The organism is Neobacillus soli NBRC 102451 (genome assembly GCF_001591665.1).
In the GTDB taxonomy this organism is placed as follows: domain Bacteria; phylum Bacillota; class Bacilli; order Bacillales; family Cytobacillaceae; genus Neobacillus; species Neobacillus soli.
Map to the genome: position 1 here is coordinate 1 of NZ_BCVI01000013.1, position 16014 is coordinate 16014.

Here is a 16014-nt window from a genome sequence, read left to right on the forward strand (position 1 = left end):
TGCAAAGAAAAATCCCAAAATGGTCTTAAAGGGCAGCTCATTATGGTATTTCAAGAAACGTCTGCTAATCTTCGTAAATCCAAAATAGTTCCGGTTGAAGCATCCGCAATGAATTCAAATTGTTCAGTTACACCGTCATTATTTTTAGAGATGCCGCCCTTATAAACCCGATAATTTATTTGTTGTTTTTCATACGGCTCCACCACCATATGTATCCATGAGCCATTAATTGACCCATTCTCTTTAAATTGCTTTTTTACATGCTCCAAAACTTTTTCAGGTGACACATTTGTTTTTTGGGTAATGATCTCTTTTGTGACATAGCCACCAATTAACCCGACCGCTGCTCCAAGGAAAAATGATTTCCAGTTCACTGAATTGCACCTCCAAAATTGGAAAAGATTACTTTAATCTTCCATCAGTATATCGTATTTGATAATAGGAACATAATATTACAGATATTGAATTAAATTATTGGTATCATCTTCGAAGTTTCTGTAAAATGAAAATATACATAAAACTACAGGGAAAAAAGGAGTCTCAAAATGAACGAACAAACCTTAAATCTTTTTCAAACGCTAACAGAGCTTCCCGGTGCACCAGGAAATGAGCATTTAGTAAGAAATTTCATGAGAGAGCAACTTTCTCCATATTCGGATGAAATCATTCAAGATAAATTAGGCAGTATTTTTGGTGTGAAAAAAGGAAATGGAGCCGGCCCGACCGTTATGGTTGCTGGACATATGGATGAAGTGGGTTTCATGGTGACGGCAATTACCGATAATGGCATGCTTCGTTTTCAAACGCTGGGCGGATGGTGGAGCCAAGTTCTTCTTGCACAGCGTGTTCAAGTGATGACCAAAAATGGACCGGTTATTGGTGTCGTTGGATCGATTCCACCACATCTATTAGATGAATCGAAGAAAAACAAACCAATGGAAATGAAAAATATGCTTATTGATATTGGAGCTGATGACCGCGAGGACGCAGAAAGAATCGGAATCAAGCCTGGTCAGGCAATCCTGCCGATATGTCCCTTTACGCCAATGGCAAACCCGAAGAAGATTTTAGCGAAGGCTTGGGATAATCGCTATGGCTGCGGACTTGCGATTGAACTGCTTCAAGAGCTTAAAAATGAAACATTGCCTAACATCCTTTATTCAGGTGCAACCGTTCAAGAGGAGGTAGGATTGCGAGGGGCACAAACTGCGGCCAATATGATTAATCCTGATATCTTTTTTGCGCTTGATGCAAGCCCGGCAAATGATATGAGCGGGGATAAAAATGAATTTGGTCAATTAGGCAAAGGAACCTTGCTTCGCATTCTTGACCGGTCAATGGTGACCCATCGCGGGATGAGAGAATTTGTCCTTGATACGGCGGAAACACACAATATTCCATACCAATATTTTGTCTCCCAGGGTGGAACAGATGCCGGCCGCGTCCATTTATCCAATGAGGGTGTTCCAAGTGCCGTCATCGGGATTTGTTCACGCTATATTCATACACATGCATCGATCGTCCATATTGATGATTACGCTGCCGCAAAAGAACTGGTAGTGAAACTAGTCAAAGCTTGTGACCAAACGACGGTAGATACCATCAAATCAAATAGCTAAATTTATATCGAAGGGGGCGAACTTTTGCCTTCTTTATTTTTTAGGAGATGTTTTCATGAGAATCATCATCGGTTCAAAGAACCCAGCTAAGATTACTGCAGTAAAAAACAGCTTTTACCAGGATGAGGCAGAGTTTATTTCATTAGATATTCCTTCCGGTGTAAGCAACCAGCCATTTTCTGATGAGGAAACCATCCGGGGAGCAATCAATCGGGCGGCAGGTGCATTAAAACATGGGAATGGCGATATTGGAATAGGTCTTGAAGGCGGTGTTCATGAAACGAGCCATGGTTTGCTGCTATGTAACTGGGGAGCACTTGCTACAAATGAGGCAGAGCCAATTATTGCCGGCGGTGCAAGATTTCTTCTTCCGGTGGAAGTAGCAGCCAGACTACGAGACGGCGAAGAACTAGGCTCCGTCATGGATGATTATGCCAAAATGAAGAATGTAAGGAAACACGAAGGGGCTGTTGGGATTTTTACAAATGGAGTGATTAATCGCATGGAAATGTTTACCCACCTTATGAACCTTCTAGTCGGACAATATTCCTATTGGACAAAAAAAGAATAAAGTTAATAATCTTTCCGGATTTTAGGCACGATAGGTATAGAATGGGCCCCAGTTTTTCCATAAGGTGCATATCATTGGACTGAAAAGCAGCAGGACTGTTATGATTTGAGAAGAACGTTACAAAATGGATAAATTCAAACGGAGGCGTTGAGTTTTGAAAAACTTAGAATCAATGGAGCAATTTGAACAGCTTCGAGACAATGGAAAAACAATCCTTATGTTTTCAGCAAACTGGTGCGGAGATTGCCGCTTTATCGAACCAGTGCTGCCAGAAATAGAAGCCAAATTTAATGAATTTACTTTTATTCATGTTGACCGTGATCAATTTATTGATTTATGCCAACAAGTTGACGTATATGGAATTCCAAGTTTTATCGCTTATGAAGACGGCAAAGAACTTGGCCGCTTTGTAAGTAAAGACCGTAAAACACAGGAAGAAATCGAAGCATTTATAACAGGTTTAAAGTAAGCTTACATGTACCCTCTCTCTCCTTTTGAGATGGGGGTTTTTTATTGTACAATGAACAAAAAAGCTACTTCGAAATGGTGGGTTTAATATGAAAATGGATAGCATAAAAATGAAGCGAGAATTAGAGACGCGTTTGGCTGGAAAAGACAGAGCGATTGCTTATGATCGCGAAAAGGATCAGCTTCGGATTGAGAGTAAATTGGTCAATAAAGGAATTACCATTTCATTAGCAGGAATTGTCGCCAAATGGCATGCTGATAAGGAAAAAGCGATTGATGAGGTTGTTTATTATGTCGAAGAAGGGCTTCGTGCCATGGAAGACACAGTAAAACTAACCGATCATGAGAAAAAAATCTTTCCGGTAATTCGCTCCACATCTTTCCCAAAGGAGGCGGAAGAGGGCGTGCCGTTCTTGATTGATGAACACACGGCGGAAACAAATATTTATTATGCGTATGATATGGGCAATACATATCGGTTAATTGATTCACGTATAATGGAAAAAGAGGGATGGCAACCGAACAGAATTAAGGAAATTGCCTTATTTAATGTTAGGTCGCTTTCAACGCCATTAAAAGAAGATCAGGTTGCCGGCAATAGCTTCTACTTTCTAAATACCAATGATGGTTATGATGCAAGCCGGATCCTAAATAAGGGATTTTTACATGACGTCGAGATGAAAATTGCTGGGACAATGGTTGTAGCTGTCCCGCATCAGGACGTGTTAATTATTGCTGATATCCGTAATGACAGGGGGTATGACATCCTAGCACAAATGGCGATGAGCTTTTTTGCTAACGGGCATGTGCCGATAACCGCCTTATCATTTTTGTATGAAAATGGTGAATTTGAACCAATTTTTATCCTAGGGAAAAATAAATAACCCGAATAAGGATCACCTCAAAAAGTGATCTTTTTTCATTAATGTTTAATGGAAAAGGGGGGAGCGCTCCAAAGGCGAATCAGTATATCCAATTTAGGAGGAATATTAGGTTTTACACCTTGAATTTAGTTAGGTCTAGCTCTGCTCACTCCGCCTTTATTAGATGACAGGGTTAGTTCTCTGAATTTATTTCCATGATAGATGGTTGCTTGGAGGGCTATATTAGTTTTGGAGGTATTATCCAATCCGAATGTAATTTGACTCATTCTGAAGAATTATCTCGAAAAAATATTAAATACTGCTAAAATAGAATGATAGATGAAAGTAGAAGTAGAAAGAGTGATAGTTTTGAGTTGGTTCCATAACCTTTTTCAAAAGTTTAAAAAAGATGATGAAGAATTTGATGATTATCTTATACATAAACATGAAGGTCTTCCCTTTCAAGGTAAATATGAAGGTATAAAGGATTTAGATACGAAAGTTTCCTACCAGTATCCTAAAGGTATTGATCGTCTTTTTCAAACACGAGAGATGCCAAAAAAGACAGCTGAAGAAACATTACGCAAGAAAAGGACCGAAAGGCCTCCTGAAAAAAGAAGAGAGACGGAACCAACGGAAGTTCCGACAATCAAACAGGAATTGCCCAAGATTAAAAAAGAACCTTCCCCACGAAGGAACGGTCCCTTTCAGCCAACAGAAACTCCATCTCCTGTTTTTGGGTTTAATCGACCGCAACAAAATACAAATTTGAGTACAGTAGTGGAGCATGAATTAAGCCATTTTTTAAACGAAGCGGTTGAAATTGAGACTGACGCTTTTGCAGCACAGGAAGAAACGATAACTGAAATTGTACTGACAGCACCAACTGTTAAAAACGATGAAGTCCTCAATAATGAAACAACGAGCGTGGAAATTGATTCGCCAGAAGTGGAGGAAGTAATTGTTGAAAATGCTACCACTGAAACGGTGGCAAGTGTTCAGACAATAGATGATTACATACCACTTGAAAAAATCGATCCTGCTCAAAAGGAAGAAGTGGAAGTCCAGGCTCAAGCTGAGCCGCCGGCACCCAAGCAATCCCATTTGCCCTTTAATGTGATGATGCTCAAGCAAGACAAACAAAAATGGGAAGAAAGGAAGCGAAGAAGAGAAATTGTGCCGCAACAAGTTCTTGAAACTGAGAACAACCCTCCAGAAAAGGTGAATCAAATAATTGAACTCTTTCCTGTCAAGGAAGTGGAAGCCGAAGTCGAAGTCGAAGTCGAAGTCGAAAAAAATACCGATGATGGTTACTATATACTCCCAACATCAAGCTTATTAAATCCTCCTATTACAGAAACAGTGGATACAGAATGGTTACAACAACAAGAGGAGCTTTTAAACCAGACCCTGCAAAACTTTAATGTGGGGGCAGGTGTTGTTAATGTGGCACAAGGTCCTGCCGTTACGCGGTTTGAGGTGCAGCCGGAGCCCGGTGTTAAGGTTAACAAAATAACCAACTTAAGCGATGATATTAAATTAAGTCTTGCAGCGCGAGATATTCGGATTGAAGCCCCGATCCCGGGAAAACATACCATCGGAATAGAAGTTCCGAATCAAAAATCAAGGCCAGTGTTCATTAATGAAATTATTGAGAGTAGTGTTTTTAAAGATTCCACTTCACCATTAACGGCGGTGCTTGGCCTTGATATCGCCGGAAATCCAATTGTTACTGACCTAAAAAAGATGCCGCACGGATTAATTGCCGGCGCGACCGGGTCGGGGAAGAGTGTATGTATTAACACGATTTTAGTAAGCTTATTATATAAAGCAAGTCCGGAAGATTTAAAGCTTTTGCTGATTGATCCCAAAATGGTGGAACTCGCTCCATACAACCGGATTCCACACCTCGTCAGCCCTGTAATTACGGATGTGAAGGCGGCAACGGCAGCATTAAAATGGGCTGTCGATGAAATGGAAAGGCGTTACGAACTATTCGCCCACACTGGCGTTCGCGACATTAACCGTTTTAATGAACTGGCAATGAAGCATAAGCAGTATTCAGATAAGCTGCCGTTTATTGTCATTGTCATTGATGAGTTAGCCGATTTAATGATGATGTCACCAGCGGATGTGGAAGAGGCAATCTGCAGGATTGCTCAAAAAGCAAGGGCATGTGGCATTCATTTAATTGTTGCAACACAAAGACCATCAGTTGATGTCATCACAGGATTAATTAAAGCAAATATTCCTACACGGATTGCCTTTTCGGTTTCCTCACAGGTTGATTCGCGCACGATTATTGATATTAGCGGCGCTGAGAAATTACTTGGCCGCGGTGATATGTTATTTTTGGAAAATGGCTCTTCCAAACCAGTTCGCTTGCAGGGAACATTTGTATCTGATGAAGAAATAGATGTTGTTGTAGCCCATGTGAGAGAGCAGCGGGAGCCTGAATATTTGTTTGAGCAGGAAGAGCTATTAAAAAAGGCTCAGGTAACTGAAGACGAGGATGAACTTTTTTATGAGGCCTGCGAATTTATCATTGACCATGGAGGGGCATCAACCTCCAGCCTGCAGCGTCGCTTTAAAATTGGTTATAACCGCGCGGCTAGATTGATGGATATGCTTGAGACGAACGGATATATTACCAGCGCAAATGGCAGCAAGGCCCGTGAAGTGTTGATTACAGAGGCGGATTTAGAGTCTCTTCAAGATGCGAATGCAAATAATTAATCGAAAGTATTCTTTAAAGCCACGGACGAATAATAAATAGTAAAAGGCCGAGACGGATTCAAATCGCGATGGTCACAAATAGTTTTTATAAATAAATAAATAATGTTATAATAATTAAATGGTTTTTATTATGTTAAAAAATATTCTTTAGAATTATGTTAGTGTCTAGCTCCAGCGCCTAGGGGCTCGAGGTCATAAGCCAATCCGTCGAGAAGGTTAAAGAACAACCTTCCCGCCGGCTCGTCTTATGCTTGTCGCCCCTGACCAAGGCGCTGCCGCTTTTCTTGTTAGCAAATACAGACAAATGTCATATACTGTTTTACAGATAGACGTTGGTTGGAGGTTCTTTCAATGACTATTTACCATTTTGTAGGTATAAAAGGGTCAGGAATGAGTGCACTTGCACAAGTTCTTCACGATATGAAATTTCAGGTGCAAGGTTCAGATTATGAGAAGCACTTTTTTACTCAGATAGCCCTTGAACAATCAGGGATAACGATCCTTCCCTTTCAAAAGGAAAATATCAAGCCAGGAATGACGATTATTGCAGGAAATGCTTTTCCAGATACCCATGAGGAAATTCAAGAAGCGATGAAGCTTGGGCTTCCTATTATCCGTTACCATCGGTTTTTGGGCGATTTTATGCAAAACTTTACTAGTGTCGCGATAACAGGTGCACACGGGAAGACGTCAACAACTGGCCTCCTTGCACATGTGATTGCTGGAGCAAAACCTACTTCCTTTTTAATTGGTGACGGTACAGGTAAAGGGGAAGAAGGTGCTGAGTATTTTGTCTTCGAAGCATGTGAATATAGAAGGCACTTTTTATCCTACTTTCCTGACTACGCGATCATGACCAATATCGATTTTGATCATCCTGATTATTTTGCCAATATTGAAGATGTCTTTTCAGCTTTTCAAGAGATGGCCATCCAGGTGAAAAAAGGGATATTTGCACATGGCGATGACGACCAGCTTCAAAAAATTCAGGCCAAGGTTCCGGTCTTGTTTTACGGATTTGGCGAGGAAAATGATTATCAAGCAAAAAATCTAGTGAAAACAACGGTGGGAACAAGCTTCGATGTATTTATTCGTAATACATTCTATGATACATTTTCGATTCCGAGCTTTGGAGATCATAGTGTCTTAAATGCCCTTGCGGTGATTGGTTTGTGCCATTATGAAGAAATTAATGTGGAAACAGTCAAGGAACAATTAACGTCGTTCCAAGGCGTGAAAAGAAGATTCTCAGAGAAAAGAATCGGGACGCAAATATTAATTGATGATTATGCCCATCATCCAACCGAAATTAAAGCAACCATTGATGCAGCTAAACAAAAATATCCTGATCGAAAGATTGTTACTGTGTTCCAGCCGCATACCTTTACACGTACACAAGCATTTTTAGAAGAGTTTGCCGAAAGTTTACGTGAAGCGGATAAAGCCTATTTGTGTGAAATTTTTGGGTCTGCTCGTGAAAATCATGGAAAGCTGTCGATTAAGGACTTACAGGATAAAATTGCTGGGTCTGAAATAATCACAGAAGAAAAAACTTCTGTCTTAAATGAATATGCCAACAGCGTCATCATTTTTATGGGCGCCGGGGATATTCAAAAATTCCAAGAGTCATACGAAAAACAATTCATTCAATAAATGGAAAGGATGCCAACAAGAGTTGGCATCCTTTCCATTTATTTTAAATGATCGGGATTTAATCCTTCTAATTCTGGAATGACGAACAGTCCATCTTTGCGGATTAACACATCATCGAAGTAAATTTCCCCGCCGCCGTACTCTGGACGTTGGATATTGACCATATCCCAATGAATATTGGAATGATTTCCATTAAAAGCATCATCATAGCATTGTCCGGGAGTGAAATGGAAGCTGCCAGCAATTTTTTCATCAAACAAGATGTCCTGCATAGGATTAAGGATATATGGATTGACGCCAATCGCAAATTCTCCGACGTAACGCGCTCCTTCATCGGTATCAAAGACTTTATTAATACGGCTTGTGTCATTGGACTCGGCCTCAACAATTTTTCCATCCCTAAAGGTCAGTTTCACATTTTCGAACGTAAAGCCTTGGTATGGGGATGGCGTGTTATAGGTAATCACCCCATTAACAGAATCACGAACAGGGGCAGTATAAACCTCACCATCAGGAATATTTAAATGGCCTGCACACTTTATGGCTGGAATATCTTTAATAGAGAAGTTTAGGTCTGTTCCTGGACCTGTAATCCGAACCTTGTTGGTACGATCCATCAATGCCTTAAGACTATCCATGGCTTTGTCCATTTTTCCGTAATCCAAGTTACAAACATTAAAATAGAAGTCTTCAAATGCTTCTGTACTCATTTTTGCTAATTGTGCCATCGAGGTTGTCGGGTATCTAAGAACAACCCATTTGGTTTTCGGAACACGGATGTCGCGATGAACCTTTTTGCCAATCGTGCTGCCATGGATTTTCATTTTATCATCAGGGACATCCGCGTGTTCATTAATGTTATCCCCGGAACGCAATCCTATGTATGCATCCATTTTGCTCATCACATTTGCTTCGAAATCGGCTATCATGTTAAATTGCTCCTCCTGGGCGCCTAGTAACAGGGAGCGGTCGACTTGATGGTCCTTTAATAGCACAAATGGATAACCACCGGCTATGTAAGCTTCTTTAACAAGTGCAGTAACTAGTTCACGCTGCAGGCCGAAGTTTTCTATTAACACTTTTTCTCCCTTTTGGAGCTGAACGGAATAGTTAATTAAATTTTTCGCCAGTTTCTCAATTCGTGGATCTTTCATTTTAACGCCTCCGACTATTTAAGTATGTACGCTTATATTGTACCCGATTGAAGCATGAAAGTTGAAAGATAAAGCCCTGGATGAAATTTTTATAAACAAATGGCAGGAAAACAAGACAAAAATAGGGAAGTAGTATAAGATATTAGCGAGGTTTATATCCATAATGAATGGGTAATACATAATGATAGTTTAAGGTGGGGGTGCATAATGGAAATTATTTTATACTTAAGCGTAGCCTTGATAGCCATTGCGTTTTTAGTGCTTGTTATTTTCTTAGCAACAACACTGAAATCTCTTCAAGGTACACTTACAAGCGTTTCAAAAACATTAACCGGATTAGAAAAACAACTCGATGGAGTGACAACAGAAACCACGATTCTTTTACAAAAGACAAATGCTCTAGCTGATGATATTCAGCAGAAATCTGAAAGCTTAAATAGTGTGGTTGAAGCAGTTAAAGATGTAGGGAGTTCAGTTGCAAAATTTAATGGCACCTTACAGAACATTACAAACTCAGTGGACAGGGAAGTAGAGGAAAGCAAAGAGAAAATCTCACAAATTGTTCAGTGGAGTAATATTATCCTTGAATTAAAGGATAAGTGGCAGACCAGGAAACAAACAAAAAATGAAATAAGTTCAAACGAGGGTAAGAGGGTTCGATCACATTAGAAAACAAAGGTGGTAATGATGATGACCAATCGCGAATACGAATCGCGGGATACCAATCAAACGCGAACTGAGAAATCTTCCAGTAATTTTTTTCTTGGAGCACTAATCGGTGGGGTAGCTGGTGCCGTGGCCGCACTTCTTTTGGCTCCCAAGTCGGGAAAAGAGCTTCGGGATACGGTTAGCAATCAAGCGGGTTCCATTATGGGAAAAAGTACTGAAATGCGGGAAAATGTTATCAATAAAAGCAATGAATTAGTGTCAAAAACCTCCTCCCTATCCCAAGGAATAGTCCTAAAGTCGTCAGAGCTATTGAATAAGGTAAAGGGAAACGCAACAAATCGGGATGAAAGTGAAGAGAAATCGGATTCAACCTATATTTCACTTCATCAACCAAAGGAAACGACAAATTCGAAGAAATCAATCGAAACTGGAAATTTAGATAGCTCTGAAATTAGAAAAAAGCTAGAGGAAGCAGAAAAGGCCTTTGAAGAGGAAGAGAGTAAAGTCAAACTTTAATTAATCATAATCACAATTATTTGTTATAAAAACGGTGGAGTGGTAAAATGGCTTCACCGTTTATTTATTTCAGGAGGTTATAATATGTTAGAAAAAATTGATACAATTGAACAATTTGATGAATTAATCAAAACAGAAAATAAATTTTATTTCTTAAAGCATAGCTTAACCTGTCCAATTAGCCATGCAGCATATAAGGAATACGAAAAATATGCGAATGAAAATAGGGACATACCTACATATTACTTAGCTGTACAGGATTCACGGCCCTTGTCAAACGAAATCGCAGAGAAATTCCAAATTAAACACGAATCGCCGCAAGCATTTCTTTTTTCAAACGGAGAAGTGGTTTGGAATGTTTCTCACTGGAAAATAACCAATCGTTCGTTGGCAAGTGCATCAGCTGAAAATTAATTAACATTTCCTGCTTTTATTGCAGAAAAAATAGCACCTTTCTTGGAATAAATGCATACAATGCTTTAATATATATTTGAATGCTTTAGTGCTTAAAAGCGTTTAATTATTAAAGAAAAAATAGGTGACAAAAGAAAATATTTCCGCTATAATAAATCCTAATTATTAAAAGGTGTTAAAATATTTCAAATTCTATGATTGTTTGCATTACCTTGTGATTTTGAACACATGCACTCAGAATTTATGGTAATAAATACTGAATAGCAAAGAGAGGGCGGGGACGAAGCATGGGCAAAAATGAATTAGATCATTTAAGAACACGCGTTGATGAATTAAACTTGGAATTGTTGAGACTTATTAATGAAAGAGCCGGGCTCGTCCAAGAGATTGGAAAGGTAAAAGGAAATCAAGGGGTTTACCGTTACGATCCTGTCCGTGAAAGAACAATGCTTGACATTATTAAAGAGCATAATGATGGTCCATTTGAGAATTCAACCATTGACCATCTCTTTAAAGAGATTTTTAAAGCAGGATTAGATTTACAAAAAGATGACCATGAAAAAGCATTACTAGTTTCAAGAAAGAAAAAGCCTGAGAACACAATTGTGACATTGAAGGGTGAAAATATTGGTGATGGTAAGTCACACTTTGTCTTTGGGCCGTGTGCAGTTGAATCATATGAACAGGTGGCTACCGTTGCCAAGGCGATGAAAGAAAAAGGCTTGAAGCTATTGCGCGGCGGTGCGTATAAGCCAAGAACGTCGCCCTATGATTTCCAAGGTCTAGGGGTAGAAGGATTAAAAATATTAAAACGTGTGGCCGATGAATTTGATATGGCTGTCATCAGTGAGATTGTAAACCCAGCCGACATTGAAATGGCCATCGATTATATTGATGTCATTCAAATTGGTGCGCGTAATATGCAGAACTTCGAGCTGTTAAAAGCTGCCGGTGCTGTTAATAAACCTGTTTTGCTAAAAAGAGGGATTGCAGCTACGATAGAGGAATTCATCAATGCAGCAGAATATATTATGGCTCAAGGAAATGGTCAAATTATTCTTTGTGAGCGCGGAATTAGAACCTATGAACGAGCTACAAGAAATACACTTGATATTTCAGCAGTGCCAATTTTAAAACAAGAAACACATTTGCCAGTAATGGTAGATGTTACTCACTCGACAGGTAGAAGAGATTTACTCCTCCCTTGTGCGAAGGCTGCCATTGCCATTGGTGCGGACGGAGTCATGGCTGAAGTGCATCCAGATCCTGCTGTGGCCCTTTCAGATCAAAAGCAGCAAATGGATCTTGGCCAGTTTGATACCTTCTTTAATGAGTTGCTTGCATCAAACTTTGTTCGGATTTAATTAAAACTAGCCACTTAAAAAACCTTCTGCACCTTTCATGCAGAAGGTTTTCATTTTAAAAAGGCTGAAACTTTACGAAAAATGTTGACAAATGTAATTGCGGCTTTATTATTCTTGTCGTATCATTGAATACATACTTAAGATTGTTTATTTCATCACAAACAAATATGACTAGGTTTAATCAAAATGCAGTAAAATAAGAAAAACAATGTTCGTTTTAGGAGAGTGTATTAGAGTGAATATCACTATTTATGATGTTGCAAGGGAAGCCAATGTGTCAATGGCTACCGTTTCCCGTGTTGTTAATGGAAATCCGAACGTAAAACCGGTGACCCGAAAAAAGGTTTTAGAAGTCATTGAAAGATTAGGCTACCGTCCGAATGCTGTGGCAAGAGGATTAGCAAGCAAAAAGACCACCACGGTCGGAGTAATCATCCCAGATATCTCAAATATCTTTTTTGCTGAATTAGCTCGTGGGATCGAAGACATTGCCACGATGTATAAGTACAATATCATTTTAAGTAATTCCGATCAAAATAAAGACAAAGAGTTACATTTACTGAATAACATGCTTGGTAAACAAGTAGATGGATTAGTTTTCATGGGAGGAAATATTACGGCTGAACATGTACAGGAATTTGAAAAGTCACCTGTACCGATTGTTCTTGCAGGTTCGATTGAAGATTCCAACAAGATTCCATCCGTAAATATTGATTATGAAGAAGCTGTTTATGATTCTGTGAAGGAATTTATTGAAAAAGGTCATAAGAACATTGCCTTTGTTGTTGGACCGCTGCACGAACCGAAAAATACGCAGATGAAGCTAAAAGGGTACCAAAGAGCCCTTCAAGAAGCAGAAATCCCTTACAATGTAGAACTTGTTGTCGAGGGTGACTATACGTATGATTCAGGGATTGAGGCTTTTGAAAAATTACTTGAAGCCTCAGAAAGACCAACCGCTATATTTGTGGGGGCCGATGAAATGGCACTCGGAGTTGTCCATGGTGCAGAGGACAGGGGCTATAAAATTCCTGAAGACTTTGAGGTAATTACATCAGACAACACAAGGCTGTCCCTGATGGTGCGTCCGCAGCTTACAACCGTGATTCAACCGTTATACGATATTGGCGCTGTTGCCATGCGTTTGCTGACTAAATTAATGAACAAAGAACAAGTGGAGCAACAAATTGTCGTTCTACCGCATCGAATTGAACACCGTCAATCAACAAAATGATTGGAAAAGCTCCAGCGCCTTAGGCGCAGGAGCTGGATAGGAAAGGGCTGCCATTACGGCAGCCCTTTTTACATAGATTCCTTTTTTTGCTGATTCCGAATCGGATAGAGTGCTTTTTCCAGCGTGAGTAAATTCTTTTCTGTAATCTCCGCTTTTCTAGGGATTGGAGTATATAAGTTATCTGGATCGTCCCATTCCCGAGGCAATTTAACAGGAGATTCCTCTTGCCAGCTATCAACCCAATCAGCTGGTAATTCACCGTAACAATTAGAGTTTTCAGTCATCTCAAGCCAAATAAGCGCCCATGCCCTTGGTACAACCCGCCAAATATCATAGCCGCCGCCGCCGACTGCAATCCACTTCCCATTACAGTATTGATGAGCAATTTCATGGGCAATCCGTGGTATTTCGCGATAAATCTTCATGGTTGCTGACAGGTGTGTTAATGGATCATAATAATGCGAATCAGCACCATTTTGGGTAAGAATCACATCGGGTTTAAAAAAAGCTGCTACCTCTCTAATCGACTGTGTGTAAGCCTCAAGAAATGATTCATCTTCGGTGAAGGCATCGACTGGGATATTAAAAGAATACCCATAGCCTGCCCCTTGACCCCGCTCATTGATGTTTCCCGTACCAGGGAATAAATATCTGCCCGTTTCATGGATCGAGAGGGTGCATACATTAGGATCATCATAGAAGGACCATTGGACACCATCCCCATGGTGGGCATCTGTATCAATATATAATACACGTGCCTTGTATTTTTCCTGTAGGTATTTGATAGCGACCGAGCTATCATTGTAAATGCAAAATCCAGAGGCTTTTCCGCGAAAACCGTGGTGCAATCCGCCGCCAAGATTTAAGGCATGCAGGACCTGCCCTGACATGACTTGGTCGACTGCCGTTAATGTCCCGCCAACCAAGAGGGAACTGGCTTCATGCATGTTTGGGAAAACAGGCGTGTCCTCTGTACCCAATCCATAATTTTCAGCTATTTCCTTCGGAAGCATCCCTTGCCCTGCCTTTTTAACTGCCTCTATGTAGTTTCGGTCATGGATAAGGGCTAATTCATCTTCGGATGCCATTCTTGGTGGGAATACTTGTTCAGGATTTAAGGCGTTAATCTTATTTAGCAGGTCCACTGTTAGTTTAAGCCGGAATTGATTGAAAGGGTGATGATTGCTGAATTTATATTTCAGCAGTTCTTCTGAAAATACAAAGGCGCACCGATCACTCATAGAGAAATCCCCGGAATATTCGGCCATAATACATGATGCCCGGCAAGTCTTAGATCTTGAATAAGAGCAGTCGGATTCATTGTCTGCAACCTAATCACAAGTATTTTATACAGTGGATCCGATTTGTCTGGATAAACGAGTACGCTTAAAATATTAGCATTCCGGTTTTTAATAACAGTGGTGATATCGCTGAGTTTACCGGCAAGATTGGGAACCTTTATTTCAATCTGAGAACCAGGCTGATGAGCACCCGTTAACTCCACCATCGTTCGCAGTAAATCCGTCTCTGTTACAATGCCTACTAATTTTCGATCATTGATGATTGGCATGCAGCTGATTCTGTGTTCATAGAAAAGGCCGGCTGCCTCTTCCACAAAATCGAGAGGATGGCCTGTGATGACGTTCCTCTCCATAATCGTCTCAAGCGGCTTTTTTATAATTTCGGGATGTTCATTTGCATGAAAAATAGAAGGCGTTGCCTCCCTTATTTTCGCCACAGTGACCAAGCCAACTAGCTTCCCCTCTTTATCAATAATCGGAATATGGCGGATTTTTCTTGATTCCATAACATCCATGGCATCCGCAATCGTATTTGAAGGGAAAAGCACTGCGACGTCTGTTTTCATAATTTCTTCTACTATCATTAGGAAATCCCCCTAATCCTTAGCAAATATCAGGAAAAATAATTAATACATAAATCTGTTCATAAACCTGAGGCGGTCAAACCTTTGGATGGACTCAAGATCGACTCGCTTTCCCATCTTCGCCATCAGACAATTGGCCGGGTGCGAGCAAATTTCAGGGTCATCCGTTGCGTACCACTCAAGTCCGCCGGCACTCATCATTTTTTCCATGACCTTCCGATAATCCCAAACATTTAATTTGGTTCCTTTTAAATCCCAATGCCAATAGTACTCTGTCGTAATCGTAATATAATCCTCCATCGCATCATCCATCATCGATACAATTAGAAGGTTTTTACCGACTGCACAGCCTCTGAATTGTGGAATGACCTCAATCGCCCCTAATTCGATTAAATTATCCATTTTACCTTCTGACCATCGTTCAAGCGGATCCGGATAAAGAAAAGTAACATAACCAACGATTGTGTTCTGATTTCTAGCAATAATAATTCTGCCTTCCGGAAGCTTTGCAATCCCGATTAAGGCATGATGCTGCTGTGCAGGCGGGCGAAAAGCAATCAGGTCTTCATGAAATTCATAGCCTGCTAATTTATCTGAAGAAATAGGGCCCTCAACAATAACGTTTCCATGAGGAGTTTTCACTTGTTTTGCATTGTATGTCTTTTTATGTTCCATTTGGCCACCACCTGGAAAAATCATTCGTGTATCAATTCTATTATACATAAAATCTATCATGAGAAAGAGATTTCACAAAATTTTCAGTTTTACGGAAAAGGGGCGGAGCGCGCAAAAGCGAATTAGAATGTCCAATTGGTGCGAAAATGAATATTTTTCGAGATGAAACGAGTTAAGCATAGCTCTGCTCACA

16 protein-coding genes are annotated in these 16014 nt (G+C 40.1%); 11 read left to right on the forward strand and 5 right to left on the reverse strand.

The annotated features are described in order from the left end of the window. Nucleotides 1–50: 50 nt before the first annotated feature. Complete coding sequence (locus tag BSO02S_RS04940) at nucleotides 51–374, reverse strand: PepSY domain-containing protein (protein WP_066063394.1); 324 nt, start codon at nucleotides 372–374, stop codon at nucleotides 51–53. 171 nt (nucleotides 375–545) lie between these two features. Here BSO02S_RS04940 and BSO02S_RS04945 point away from each other — a divergent pair, with 171 nt between their 5' ends. The 6 genes from BSO02S_RS04945 to murC all read left to right on the forward strand — a co-directional run bounded on the left by BSO02S_RS04945 (nucleotide 546) and on the right by murC (nucleotide 7910). Beyond that, entirely contained in the window at nucleotides 546–1619 is a 1074-nt protein-coding gene (locus BSO02S_RS04945; RefSeq protein ID WP_066063397.1) for a M42 family metallopeptidase, read from the forward strand. A 55-nt stretch (nucleotides 1620–1674) separates the two neighbouring features. Then, entirely contained in the window at nucleotides 1675–2190 is a 516-nt protein-coding gene (locus BSO02S_RS04950; protein ID WP_066063400.1) for a DUF84 family protein, read from the forward strand. A 154-nt stretch (nucleotides 2191–2344) separates the two neighbouring features. After that, on the forward strand, nucleotides 2345–2659 hold the full coding sequence (locus BSO02S_RS04955; protein ID WP_066063403.1) for a thioredoxin family protein: 315 nt from the start codon (nucleotides 2345–2347) through the stop codon (nucleotides 2657–2659). A gap of 94 nt (nucleotides 2660–2753) precedes the next feature. Next, a complete protein-coding gene (locus BSO02S_RS04960; RefSeq protein ID WP_066063564.1) occupies nucleotides 2754–3542 on the forward strand; it encodes a DUF1444 domain-containing protein in 789 nt (262 codons plus the stop codon). Nucleotides 3543–4073: 531 nt separating this feature from the next. Next, nucleotides 4074–6257 carry a DNA translocase FtsK gene (locus BSO02S_RS04965; RefSeq protein ID WP_425320392.1) on the forward strand — a complete coding sequence of 728 codons (2184 nt, stop codon included), beginning with the start codon at nucleotides 4074–4076 and terminating at the stop codon, nucleotides 6255–6257. A gap of 351 nt (nucleotides 6258–6608) precedes the next feature. Beyond that, nucleotides 6609–7910 carry a UDP-N-acetylmuramate--L-alanine ligase gene (gene murC / locus BSO02S_RS04970; RefSeq protein WP_066063409.1) on the forward strand — a complete coding sequence of 434 codons (1302 nt, stop codon included), beginning with the start codon at nucleotides 6609–6611 and terminating at the stop codon, nucleotides 7908–7910. A gap of 38 nt (nucleotides 7911–7948) precedes the next feature. Here murC and BSO02S_RS04975 read toward each other — a convergent pair whose 3' ends face one another. Then, the gene (locus BSO02S_RS04975) at nucleotides 7949–9064 is read right to left on the reverse strand and encodes an aminopeptidase (RefSeq protein ID WP_066063413.1); all 1116 of its coding nucleotides are present in this window, start codon (nucleotides 9062–9064) and stop codon (nucleotides 7949–7951) included. A 207-nt stretch (nucleotides 9065–9271) separates the two neighbouring features. Here BSO02S_RS04975 and BSO02S_RS04980 point away from each other — a divergent pair, with 207 nt between their 5' ends. The 5 genes from BSO02S_RS04980 to ccpA all read left to right on the forward strand — a co-directional run bounded on the left by BSO02S_RS04980 (nucleotide 9272) and on the right by ccpA (nucleotide 13261). Then, the gene (locus BSO02S_RS04980) at nucleotides 9272–9733 is read left to right on the forward strand and encodes a DUF948 domain-containing protein (RefSeq protein WP_066063416.1); all 462 of its coding nucleotides are present in this window, start codon (nucleotides 9272–9274) and stop codon (nucleotides 9731–9733) included. Nucleotides 9734–9754: 21 nt separating this feature from the next. Beyond that, nucleotides 9755–10249, forward strand: a complete 495-nt coding sequence (locus BSO02S_RS04985) for a YtxH domain-containing protein (protein ID WP_066063419.1) — start codon at nucleotides 9755–9757, stop codon at nucleotides 10247–10249. An 84-nt stretch (nucleotides 10250–10333) separates the two neighbouring features. Further along, complete coding sequence (gene ytxJ, locus BSO02S_RS04990; RefSeq protein ID WP_066063421.1) at nucleotides 10334–10663, forward strand: bacillithiol system redox-active protein YtxJ; 330 nt, start codon at nucleotides 10334–10336, stop codon at nucleotides 10661–10663. 287 nt (nucleotides 10664–10950) lie between these two features. Further along, nucleotides 10951–12027, forward strand: a complete 1077-nt coding sequence (locus BSO02S_RS04995) for a bifunctional 3-deoxy-7-phosphoheptulonate synthase/chorismate mutase (RefSeq protein WP_066063424.1) — start codon at nucleotides 10951–10953, stop codon at nucleotides 12025–12027. Between the two features lie 235 nt (nucleotides 12028–12262). Beyond that, on the forward strand, nucleotides 12263–13261 hold the full coding sequence (ccpA, locus tag BSO02S_RS05000; RefSeq protein ID WP_066063426.1) for a catabolite control protein A: 999 nt from the start codon (nucleotides 12263–12265) through the stop codon (nucleotides 13259–13261). Nucleotides 13262–13329: 68 nt separating this feature from the next. Here the strand turns inward: ccpA and BSO02S_RS05005 are convergent, their stop codons facing one another. Genes BSO02S_RS05005 through BSO02S_RS05015 form a run of 3 tightly spaced genes read right to left on the reverse strand, consistent with a single transcriptional unit; the run spans nucleotide 13330 to nucleotide 15821 of the window. Then, nucleotides 13330–14502 (reverse strand): acetoin utilization protein AcuC, encoded by a 1173-nt coding sequence (locus tag BSO02S_RS05005; RefSeq protein WP_066063427.1) that lies wholly within the window; start codon nucleotides 14500–14502, stop codon nucleotides 13330–13332. Beyond that, nucleotides 14499–15146, reverse strand: a complete 648-nt coding sequence (locus BSO02S_RS05010) for an acetoin utilization AcuB family protein (RefSeq protein WP_066063430.1) — start codon at nucleotides 15144–15146, stop codon at nucleotides 14499–14501. The genes BSO02S_RS05005 and BSO02S_RS05010 overlap by 4 nt, the downstream gene beginning before the upstream one ends. Before the next feature lie 42 nt (nucleotides 15147–15188). Further along, the gene (locus tag BSO02S_RS05015; RefSeq protein WP_066063433.1) at nucleotides 15189–15821 is read right to left on the reverse strand and encodes a GNAT family N-acetyltransferase; all 633 of its coding nucleotides are present in this window, start codon (nucleotides 15819–15821) and stop codon (nucleotides 15189–15191) included. Nucleotides 15822–16014: the final 193 nt, after the last annotated feature.

What these genes read in the sequence shown, in the direction of transcription:
- BSO02S_RS05005 (WP_066063427.1), bottom strand. Translation starts at nt 14,502, where the DNA reads ATGAGTGATCGGTGCGCCTTTGTATTTTCAGAAGAACTGCTGAAATAT.
- BSO02S_RS04975 (WP_066063413.1), bottom strand. Translation starts at nt 9,064, where the DNA reads ATGAAAGATCCACGAATTGAGAAACTGGCGAAAAATTTAATTAACTAT.
- BSO02S_RS04960 (WP_066063564.1), top strand. Translation starts at nt 2,754, where the DNA reads ATGGATAGCATAAAAATGAAGCGAGAATTAGAGACGCGTTTGGCTGGA.
- BSO02S_RS04965 (WP_425320392.1), top strand. Translation starts at nt 4,074, where the DNA reads ATGCCAAAAAAGACAGCTGAAGAAACATTACGCAAGAAAAGGACCGAA.
- BSO02S_RS04945 (WP_066063397.1), top strand. Translation starts at nt 546, where the DNA reads ATGAACGAACAAACCTTAAATCTTTTTCAAACGCTAACAGAGCTTCCC.
- BSO02S_RS04980 (WP_066063416.1), top strand. Translation starts at nt 9,272, where the DNA reads ATGGAAATTATTTTATACTTAAGCGTAGCCTTGATAGCCATTGCGTTT.
- BSO02S_RS04950 (WP_066063400.1), top strand. Translation starts at nt 1,675, where the DNA reads ATGAGAATCATCATCGGTTCAAAGAACCCAGCTAAGATTACTGCAGTA.
- ytxJ (WP_066063421.1), top strand. Translation starts at nt 10,334, where the DNA reads ATGTTAGAAAAAATTGATACAATTGAACAATTTGATGAATTAATCAAA.
- BSO02S_RS05015 (WP_066063433.1), bottom strand. Translation starts at nt 15,821, where the DNA reads ATGGAACATAAAAAGACATACAATGCAAAACAAGTGAAAACTCCTCAT.
- murC (WP_066063409.1), top strand. Translation starts at nt 6,609, where the DNA reads ATGACTATTTACCATTTTGTAGGTATAAAAGGGTCAGGAATGAGTGCA.
- BSO02S_RS05010 (WP_066063430.1), bottom strand. Translation starts at nt 15,146, where the DNA reads ATGATAGTAGAAGAAATTATGAAAACAGACGTCGCAGTGCTTTTCCCT.
- BSO02S_RS04995 (WP_066063424.1), top strand. Translation starts at nt 10,951, where the DNA reads ATGGGCAAAAATGAATTAGATCATTTAAGAACACGCGTTGATGAATTA.
- BSO02S_RS04985 (WP_066063419.1), top strand. Translation starts at nt 9,755, where the DNA reads ATGACCAATCGCGAATACGAATCGCGGGATACCAATCAAACGCGAACT.